Origin of the sequence: Collinsella sp. D33t1_170424_A12, from assembly GCF_015554865.1 — a bacterium.
In the GTDB taxonomy this organism is placed as follows: domain Bacteria; phylum Actinomycetota; class Coriobacteriia; order Coriobacteriales; family Coriobacteriaceae; genus Collinsella.
The window spans coordinates 1-6,741 of the sequence record NZ_JADNJJ010000135.1; the positions used below are offsets into that span (position 1 = coordinate 1).

5 protein-coding genes, 1 tRNA gene and 1 pseudogene are annotated in these 6,741 nt (G+C 66.2%); 3 read left to right on the top strand and 4 right to left on the bottom strand.

What is annotated here, in order from left to right:
* A pseudogene (locus I2E26_RS05860) lies at positions 1-602 on the top strand (hypothetical protein); the annotation flags it as partial.
* A gap of 290 nt (positions 603-892) precedes the next feature.
* Here I2E26_RS05860 and I2E26_RS05865 read toward each other — a convergent pair.
* Genes I2E26_RS05865 through I2E26_RS05875 form a run of 3 tightly spaced genes read right to left on the bottom strand, consistent with a single transcriptional unit; the run spans position 893 to position 4,192 of the window.
* On the bottom strand, positions 893-1,738 hold the full coding sequence (locus tag I2E26_RS05865) for a TVP38/TMEM64 family protein (protein ID WP_195419982.1): 846 nt from the start codon (positions 1,736-1,738) through the stop codon (positions 893-895).
* A 55-nt stretch (positions 1,739-1,793) separates the two neighbouring features.
* Positions 1,794-3,491 (bottom strand): HAMP domain-containing sensor histidine kinase, encoded by a 1,698-nt coding sequence (locus I2E26_RS05870; protein ID WP_195419983.1) that lies wholly within the window; start codon positions 3,489-3,491, stop codon positions 1,794-1,796.
* Positions 3,476-4,192, bottom strand: coding sequence for a response regulator transcription factor (locus I2E26_RS05875; protein ID WP_195419984.1), 717 nt, complete (start codon positions 4,190-4,192; stop codon positions 3,476-3,478). Before I2E26_RS05875 ends, I2E26_RS05870 begins: the two co-directional genes overlap by 16 nt.
* Positions 4,193-4,436: 244 nt before the next feature.
* On the opposite strand from I2E26_RS05875, the gene I2E26_RS05880 reads away from it, so the two are divergent.
* Together I2E26_RS05880 and I2E26_RS05885 are read left to right on the top strand one after the other, a co-directional pair.
* A complete protein-coding gene (locus I2E26_RS05880; RefSeq protein WP_187231617.1) occupies positions 4,437-5,345 on the top strand; it encodes a peptidoglycan-binding protein in 909 nt (302 codons plus the stop codon).
* Between the two features lie 42 nt (positions 5,346-5,387).
* Positions 5,388-5,461 (top strand) — tRNA-Gln (locus tag I2E26_RS05885).
* A gap of 334 nt (positions 5,462-5,795) precedes the next feature.
* On the opposite strand, the gene I2E26_RS05890 is transcribed toward I2E26_RS05885, so the two are convergent.
* A partial coding sequence (locus tag I2E26_RS05890) for a carbon starvation protein A (protein ID WP_195419985.1) occupies positions 5,796-6,741 on the bottom strand: 946 nt, incomplete at its 5' end.

Here is a 6,741-nt window from a genome sequence, read left to right on the forward strand (position 1 = left end):
TCAAGGCCCAAACAGCCCAGCAGCTCGAGCAGATGAAGGCCAAGAAGGACGAGGTCCAAACGCTCATCGACGGCCTGGACCAGGATGTCAAGGACCTCATCAACAAGCGCGACGCCGAGATCCTCGCCGCGGCCGCGGCCGAGGAGGCGGCGCGTCAGGAGGCCGCGAACCGACCCACCACTTCCATCCCCGGCAGCGGTCAGGGTTCCGCGAGCGCCGGCAACCGGCAGCAGCTCGTGGTTTCGTGGTGCCACAAGACGCCGTCGCCCGGCCTGGGCCTGTGCGCCTGGTGGGTATCGGATGTCTTCGAGCGCGCGGGCATCTGCCGCGTCTCGGGCAACGCCGACGATATGTACTACGCCTGGTGCAACAGCTCAAACAAGGCAAACCTGCAGGTAGGCATGATTATCGCCGTATCGTCCCACGGGCACACCGCCGCGGGCCGCATCTACGGACACGTGGGCATCTACGTGGGCGATAACACCGTTATGGACAACATCGGCTACATCCGCAGCATCAACGTGGATTCGTGGATCGCTTACTACGGCGACGTCGTCACCCCGCGCTGGGGCTGGGCCAACGGCATCAACCTCGCGGGATAGCCGCCGTCCAGGGCCCGCGGCGCCCCGGACGCACCGGCGGCGGCGACGGGGTCCGGACGCACTGGCAACGGCGGGGGCGCGCCGCACGCACCGGCGGACGCCGGGCTGGGCACCGTGCGTATGGAAACCGACCGCCTGCGGCTTCCAAAGCGGCGAAAAAGCATACGTATAACGACAAGGGCATACGTACAAGAGCGCGGCCCCGGTCCCGGAACGCATCCCGGGCCGGGGCCGCTTTCATATTCGAGCGCAATCGATGCTAGCGGGACGCGATCACCCGGCTCGCACGCCTACTCGTTGTTGCAGCGCGATTCGAAACGACGGTAGACCCAAGCGCCCGCCAGCACCAGCACGGCCGCCACCGCCACGGACACCGCCATGACGCCGTACTCCCCCGTGCCGAAGGCTGCGGCGGCGATGGTCGACGTGACGATGGACGGTATGCGGCCCAGCGTGGCGATGGCCAGCATGGGGGCGAAGCGCACCGACGTAAGCCCTGCGACATAGGTGAGCACGTCCTTGGGCGTCCCGGGGATCAGAAACACGACGAGCATGATCAGCTCGAGGCGCCGCGCATTTCGCATCCACCCAAAGCGCTCGATCTGCTCGCGCTTGCAGAAGAGGCCGACAACCTTCCAGCCCCAGCGCCGCACCGCCCCATATACCAGCGACGACCCGATCGCCGAGGCGAGCAGGCACAGCGCAGTGCCCTCCCAGAACCCGAACGCATAGCCGCTCGCCAGCTCGATGGGCTCGCCGGGAAGCACCGCCACCACGATCTGCAACGTGTTGATCGCCAGGAGCGCCAGGCGGCTTAGCACCGCATGGTCATCGACGAACGCATGTACCGCGTCCGGGCTGGATAGCCATGCATACGCTTGGGGCAGCACGCTCCAACCAGCAGCCAGCACGGCGCCTACCGCCACCACCGCCGCAAGCGCGGCGCTCGCGCGCAGGGCGCGGCTGAAGCGCGGACCTCCGCCGTCATCGGGCGCACCGCCCGCAGCCGCGGGTCCGTGCAGCGCGGACTCGCGTTCGGGAGACGCAGCCCCGCCGAAGAGCGGTCGCACGCTCACCGCCTCCCCGGCTGTCGCCGCCGCAGACGCGCTGCCTTCGCCTCGTCCTCGTGAAAGCATGATGACTCCCTTCCTATCGTGAGCATCAGCTTCCCAAACGCATGTCAACCTTTTGTCAACGCGACGGATTCCTTTGAGATTTCCTAGGAGACGCGGCGGTTTTCACCGCATCCCCGGCAGGCTCGACGCTGCCGCCCGCATCGAACACCGCGCGCACCCGCGCGCCGCCCTGGCTGCCGTTGGCCAACTCGATCGCCCCGCCGTGCAGGCGCGCGAGCGTGGAGGAGATATTGAGCCCCAGGCCGAAATGCTCGGCTGATTTGTTCTCGCTGAAGAACGGGTCGCACCCGCGCCGCAGCGCCTCGGGCGTGAAGCCCGGCCCGTCATCGTCCACCACGATGCTCAGGCACAAAGCGGCCCCGGGCGACTCCGTGTAGACACGGAGACCCACGTGGACCCTGCTCGCCGCATGCACGCAGGCATTGCTCACGATGTTGCCCAGGACCTCCTCTACCAGAGGCATGTCGAGGGCGAGCTCGCCCATGCCCTCCAGCTGCCGCGAACAGGAAACCTCGAGCCCGGGCCGACGAGCCATCGCGACGTCGCGCGCCGCCGACTCGATACGCCCGCATGCCTCCGCCGCGTCGACCGCCTCGCGCACGATGGCGCGGTCTTCAAGTTTCGACAGACCGCCCATGGCCGTCGCATACGCTTCCAGACGCGCAACCTGGCTCGCCAGCACCTCCAAAGTCGCCTCGTCTATCCGCTCGCCGCGATTCGCTCGCAAGCGCGCCATCTCGACCGTGCCCTTGAGCACCGTCACCGGCGTACGCAGGTCGTGCGCGAAAGCAGCGTTGAGCCGACGACACTCCTCGGCCGTACGCCACAGCTCGCGCTGGGCATCCAGCAGCGATGCGCGCATATCCTCGAGCGTGCACGCAAGCGACCCCAGCTCCCTACCCCGTACGGGCTCGATGGCAAAATCCAGATCCTGCCTGGCGATGCGCTGCGCCGCTCCCGCCAGCGAGCCCAACGGCCCTGCGATATGCAGCCGGTAGAAACGACGGAACATGATCCAGGCCAAGCCGCCGTAGAACACGAACGGCGCCGCCAGGTTAAGCAGCATGCCCAGCGCGTACGGAGCCGCGTCCGCGGGAATGCCGTCCGCGTAGTACGCCACGTTCGAGACCATGTCCGGACCGAACGCCTGGCGCAGATCGACCCCTGTCGCCTGCTCGAAGAGGGCCACGGCATCCACGCGGCCCGCCCGGTTGGCGCTGTCATAGGCCGGCAGGCGGTCGGGCGCGATGACGCCGCGGTCGTCCAGGACATCCTCCGAGGTGAAGCCAGGCTCGTAGTTGTAGTTGAGGCCCCAGTCATACAGATGGACCGTGCCGGCGCGCACCAGCCCCATCGTCGCATCGGCCTCGGGGTACCGTTCATCCGGCGACTCCCCGTACGACTCGATCGGCTCGCGCTCGGGTTCGATATCGCGCTGCACGCCCACGAACACGGCATACGGGTTGTCGCCCGGCAGGTTGATCTCGGTCGCCGGCACGAGCTCGTCTCGCCGCGCGTCGTAGATGTACGGGCCCGTCTCGATCGAAGCGCGCGTGAGCGTTCCGTCGCCCGCCTCGATCTCGACCGTGTAGTAGACCGATTGGCGCGCATCCACCACGCTCAGCACCGCGGCCGTACCAGCCGTGGCTATTACGAGATAGCTGGCAAGATATGCCACGAACACCGTGCCCAGGGGCCGCGCCCGCCACCAGCGCGCCACGCGCTCGCGCGCGGCCGCTACCGGGCGGACCATCTGTACCCCACGCCCCAGACGGTCTCGATGCATTCCGCAGGCGCGCCGGCCGCGGTAAGCTTCTTGCGCACGCGGCGCACGTGCTCGCGCACGATCGACGGGTCGCCCGCAGCGCCCCAACCCCATACGCGCTCGTAGATAAGATCACGGTCGAACACGCGGCCCGGGCTCTTGCTCAGCAGCGCCACGATGTCGAACTCGGTGCGCGTGAAGTCGACGCGGCGCTCGCCCCCGCCCGCATTCACCGTCACCTGACGCTCGCCATAATCCACGGTAACACCCTGGAAGAACTTCACCGACTGCTCTCGCTCGCGATGACGGCCCTCGCGCGCGATATGCGCAGCCACGCGCCGGCCCAGCACTTCCAACGAAAACGGCTTGAGCACGTAGTCATCGGCGCCGGCGGCGAAGCCGTCGATCTGGTCCACGTCCTCGATGCGGGCCGTGAGGAAGATGATCGGGCAGGCGAGGTGCTCGCGCAGGCGGCGGCACACCTCGAAACCGTCCATCCCCGGCATGTTCACGTCGAGCAACACCACGTCGACCGGATTGGATGCCCGCTGCAAGGCCTCGACGCCACTCGACGCCGTAAGGGTGCGATAGCCCTCCATGGTGAAATAGTCCGCCAGCATACCTGCGATCGCCGCCTCGTCGTCGACGATCAGAATCGTTCGCTGCGGACGGCCGTCCCTTGTCTGCATTCGGCACTCCTCGTCGTTGGCACAATAGGTCCGTATGCTATCGTGCTCTGCAAATATCTACATTGTGTCACCATTTGACGTCTTTACAGACGCCGCTGTTCTGGATGGATTCTTTCTTCTCGTCCGCAACCTGGGACGGTTTGCCGCAGGCATATGCGCGCCATCTTGCTACACTGGTACGGAAAGCAACTGTTTCGCCCCGCGCCGACGCGGGGCGTGCACCGTATACTCGAAAGGGGTTTCGATGGAATCGATCATGCAGGGCATGACCGGCCCCGCCGTGGACGACGTGCAAACGCGCCTCGTCTCACTTGGCTTCGCCATCGACGAGGGCGAGCTCTCGCAGCAGCGCTTCGACACCACCACCTGCGCCGCCGTCCGCGCGTTCCGCACCGAGCACCAGCTGCCCGACGGCGATTTCGTAGACGCCGCTTGCTGGTCTGCCCTGGTAGACGCCTCCTACAAGCTCGGCGACCGCACCCTCTACCTGCGCCTGCCCAATTTCCATGGCGCCGATGTGCGCGCACTGCAGCAGGCGCTCAACACGCTGGGCTTCGCCTGCGGCGTTGACGACGGCTACTTCGGCCCGCATACCGAGGCAGCGCTCAAGCAGTTCCAGGAAAACGTGGGCCTGTTTGCCGACGGCATGGCCTTCCAGGACACCTTCAACTACATCAATCGCCTGCACCACGTATGGAAGGACAAGCCGTCCGCGGTGGCCGCCAACGGCGAGGCACGCACTGGTTTCGCCCGCGCCGCCAGCGCTCTCGAACGCGCTCGCTTCGCGGTAGGCGGCGAGGACGCGCTCACGCGCAACATCGCGTCGCGCATCTGGAACATCGCCACCGCCACCACCGAGAACAGCGGCGTGATGCTGTACGAGGGAGAGATCCCCGAGGATACCGATGTAGTGTTGATGCTCTCGACCAGCGAGCTGCCCGAGGATGCCGAACCCCAGGCCACCATCGCGCTGGCCGAGTGCCACAACCTCGCGCAGCGCCTGCGCACCGCCATCATGGCATCCAAGCAGCGCCCGGCGCTCATCCGCCTCGAGCTGTCCGACCTCACGAGCTGCGGCACCTTCACATCCAGCGATGCCCAAACCCTGGCGATCCGCCTTCTCGACGGCGTTTGTGATGCATTTGCCGAATAAGTGCGCTACACTAAATGCCTAGCTCGACAGAGCAACCCATCTTGGGGCATCGTCCAGCGGCAGGACCCCGGTTTTTGGTGCCGGTTACGGGGGTTCGAATCCCTCTGCCCCAGCCATGTAAATGCCAACCCAGCTATCTCTCGGTAGCTGGGTTTTTTCATGCGCCCCGTAGGGATTCGAACCCGCGAGGGCGCGAAGCTGAGGCGGCGCGCCGAGCGCCGTCCAGCGCAGCGCGCAAGGGGCCGCCAGGCCCCGCAGCGAGGCGCGTGCGGCCGCGGCCGCACGCGGAATCCCTCTACCCCAGCCACTTAAAACAGCAGCCCAGAGTATCCGTTTTGCTCTGAGCTGTTTTCTTTTTTATTCCCATGGGAAATGACGATGGGAAATCCATGGGAAAAGGCACCGATACAAAAGCCCGGACGCTGCAGCAGCGACCGGGCTCCGTTCATGCTATGCGCTCGCAACCTCCGCATCCGCCGTTGCCGCCGCGTGGCGGGCGGCCGCCACCTTGGCGCGACCCATCTCGGACCACTCGGGCTCCTCGTCCGGCATCGAGCCAACCCGCTTGCCCATGAGCTCCTTCAGGCAGTTCACGGCAACGATCAGGCCGAGCGCCACCAGCAGCACGGCAAACACCAGCTGCAGACCCGAGGTCGCCATCGCCGCTGCGCCGCCCGCCTGCAGCGCCTGCAGGCATCCCAGGATGCTCATCCCCAGCGAGGTGAACGTACACACCAGCAGAAACGCCACGGGAGCATACAGCATCCAGCCCGTGCGGCCCGTGCACTTGCAGAACACCGCGAGCGTGATCATCGTCATGCCGCCCAGCAGCTGATTCGAAGCGCCAAACAACGGCCAGATGTTGAGGTAGCCGCCAAACGTGAGCGCCAAGCCGGGCAGCAGCGTCACCACGGTGGCAAACCACGGATTGCCCAGCACCTTCATCGCGCCGGTCTTCGCACCCTCAACGGCCAGCGCGTCGTTGGTCGAGGCGAAAAACTCGGAGAACGAGGTACGACCGATGCGCGCTACGGCGTCAAGCGAGGTAAGCGCGAGCGCCGACACGTTCATCGTCATGAAGACGGTCGCCACCGTACCATCGACACCGAACGCCTGCATGCCGCGCGCCACGCCGGTTGCGAAGATCGCGAACGGGGTCGAAGCCACGCCGCCGTTCAAGACGCCCGTACCGGCGGTGTTCATATCCGAGAACATGATGCCGGCAACGATGATGGCCAGCACGCCCACGAAGGATTCCACCACCATGGCGCCAAAGCCGACCTTGACCGCATCGACCTCGTTTTCAACCTGCTTGGACGAGGTGCCCGAGGATACCAGGCTGTGGAATCCGGACAGCGCGCCGCAGGCAACGGACACGAACAGGACGGGGAACATC